General features: G+C 73.9%; 3 protein-coding genes and 1 pseudogene. All 4 read right to left on the bottom strand.

All coding sequences use genetic code 11. The features are described 5' to 3' along the window. Window positions 1–182 precede the first annotated feature (182 nt). The gene (locus ESO86_RS15380) at window positions 183–548 is read right to left on the bottom strand and encodes a DUF4190 domain-containing protein (RefSeq protein WP_129235761.1); all 366 of its coding nucleotides are present in this window, start codon (window positions 546–548) and stop codon (window positions 183–185) included. Window positions 549–725: 177 nt separating this feature from the next. Beyond that, window positions 726–1775 carry a tRNA (adenosine(37)-N6)-threonylcarbamoyltransferase complex transferase subunit TsaD gene (tsaD, locus tag ESO86_RS15375; protein WP_129235760.1) on the bottom strand — a complete coding sequence of 350 codons (1050 nt, stop codon included), beginning with the start codon at window positions 1773–1775 and terminating at the stop codon, window positions 726–728. Then, entirely contained in the window at window positions 1772–2278 is a 507-nt protein-coding gene (rimI, locus tag ESO86_RS15370) for a ribosomal protein S18-alanine N-acetyltransferase (protein ID WP_129235759.1), read from the bottom strand. Before rimI ends, tsaD begins: the two co-directional genes overlap by 4 nt. After that, window positions 2275–2534 (bottom strand): annotated as a pseudogene (locus tag ESO86_RS19170) (tRNA (adenosine(37)-N6)-threonylcarbamoyltransferase complex dimerization subunit type 1 TsaB); the annotation flags it as partial. The gene rimI and the pseudogene ESO86_RS19170, both read right to left, overlap by 4 nt.

Below are 2534 nucleotides of genomic sequence, written 5' to 3'. Positions count from 1 at the left end.
CGGGCACGGTCGGCTCGACCGGCTCCGCGGGCACGGCCGGCTCGACCGGCTCCGCGGGCACGGCGGGCTCGGCAGGCTCCACCGGGACCGTCGGTTCCGTCGGCGTCGGCGGTGCCGGCTCCGTCGGCTGGTCCGGGTTGGTGGGATCGCTCATGCCGAGCCCCTTCCGTGCTGCGGGCGGATCAGTTCGTGTACGTGTACGAGCCGCTGCTGATCGCGGCGCCGAGGATCGCGAACCACACGATCGCGATGATGATGCCGACGACCAGCCCGACGTACCCGATGATGAGGCCGGCGATCGCGAGGCCGCGGCCCTGCTCGCCGGTCTTCTTGATCTGGCTCAGCGCGATGTGGCCGGTGATGATGGCGACGAGCGAGATGAAGAACGACGACACCAGCGAGACGATGGCGAGGACGTTGGTCTTCTGCGGCGCCGGGGCGCCGTACGACGGGGTCGCACCGTACGACGGCGCCGGCTGGGCCGGCGGGGCGGGCGGAGGCGGCGGGACGTTCGACGCGTTCGGATCGGGCGTGTTGGGGTCGGTCATGGGTGCGGTTTCCTCTCGTGCAAGCGCGGACCCGGCCATGCTGGCAGCGCCGCGGGGTGCTGTCAACGCTCGCGGCGCGGGTCGTCCGCCCCGCGAACGCGGGGTTTCTTCGCTCACCCTAGCGCGCAGCGCGGACGTCCCGCGCGGGCACAAGTACCCATCGCGACGAGGCCCGGATCAGCTCTGGATGTCCGTCACCGGGAGCGTCGAGTCGGCGCCGAACTCCAGCGACGACGGCTCGTGCCCGGCCATGATGAGACGCGCTCCGAGCGCCGCGATCATCGCGCCGTTGTCGGTGCAGAGGGACAGCGGCGGGATGCGCAGCGCGATGCCCGCGGCATCCGCCCTCGCCTCCGCCACTTCGCGGAGCCGCCGGTTGGCGACGACGCCGCCGCCCAGCAGCAGCCGGGGCACGCCGAGGTCGGTGCACGCGGCGATCGCCTTCGAGACGAGCACGTCGACGACCGCCTCGCGGAAGCTCGCGGCGACGTCGGCGAGCGGCACGGGCTCACCCGCCGCCTCGCGCTGCTCCACCCAGCGCGCGACCGCGGTCTTGAGCCCCGAGAACGAGAAGTCGTAGCGATGGCGCTCGAGGTCCTTCGGCCTGGTGAGCCCGCGCGGGAACCGGATCGCGTCGGGGTCTCCGCCGACGGCGGCCCGGTCGATCTCGGGCCCGCCCGGGTACGGCAGCCCGAGCAGCCGCGCGACCTTGTCGAAGGCCTCGCCGGCCGCGTCGTCGATGGTCTCGCCGAGCAGTTCGACGTCGGAATCGAGGTCGCGGACGAGCAGCAGCGAGGTGTGCCCGCCGGAGACGAGCAGCGCCACGCTCGGCGTCTCGAGCGGGCGGTCGCCGATGAGGTCGGCGCCGACGTGCCCGACGAGGTGGTTCACCGCGTACACGGGCGTCTCGAGCGAGAGCGCGAGCGCCTTCGCGGCCCCGACGCCGACCATGAGCGCGCCCGCGAGGCCCGGCCCGTTCGTCACGGCGACCGCGTCGAGGTCGGCGAGGTCGACGGATGCCTCGTCGAGCGCGGCACGGATGGTCGGGCCGAGCGCCTCGAGGTGCGCCCTCGCGGCGACCTCGGGCACGACCCCGCCGTAGCGGGCGTGCTCGTCCATCGACGAGGCGATGGCGTTGGCGAGGAGCTCGGTGCCGCGGACGATGCCGATGCCCGTCTCGTCGCAGGAGGTCTCGATGCCGAGCACGAGCGGCGCGTCGCGGTTCACTGCGTTCCTCCTGACGGGGCGTCGGCCGGGCGGGTGACCGCCGGCGGCACGTCGAGCCGCATGGTGATCGCATCGACGCCGTCGGGCTGGTAGTAGGCGCGCCGCAGGCCGATCTCGATGAAGCCGAGCGAGGCGTACAGCTGTCGCGCGGTCGAGTTGTCGGCGCGGACCTCGAGGTAGAGTTCGGCCGCGCCGCGTCGGCGGGCCTCGTCGATGAGCGCCTGCATGAGCGCGCGTCCGAGGCCGGCACCGCGATGGGAGGCTTCGACCGCGATGGTCTGGATGTCGCCCTGCCCGGATCCGCGCGGCGCGAGCAGCCCGGCGTACGCCACGGGTTCGTCGGGCCGCGAGTCGTCGACGGCGACGAGGTAGTACGCGTGCGTCGACTCCAGCTCGCTCCGCATGGCGGACTCCGGCCAGGCGTCGCTGGTGAACGTGGCTCGCTCGAGCCGCATGATCGCGTCGAGGTCGCCGAGGCCGGCGCGGCGCAGCATGAGGCTCATCGCAGCACCCGCTTGCCGGCCGACGGGGTCACGTCGGGCGCTCGGAGGTAGAGCGCCTCGTCGTCGGCGACGGGCAGGCGCCCGGTCGCGTGGGCCAGTTCGGCGACGAGGCCGAGGGAACCGGCCGAGACGGTGTCGGCGTCGAGGCGGATGCCGCGGGGCGCCGGGACCGCCTCCCGCGGTTCGAGTCGCGGCGGGGCGAGCCGGACGGGCAGCCCGTCGGCGTCGAGGCCGTCGTAGTCGCTCACCGCGGACT

The organism is Agromyces binzhouensis (genome assembly GCF_004135055.1).
GTDB classification, from domain to species: domain Bacteria; phylum Actinomycetota; class Actinomycetes; order Actinomycetales; family Microbacteriaceae; genus Agromyces; species Agromyces binzhouensis.
This window is presented reverse-complemented; position numbering and strand designations above follow the sequence as displayed.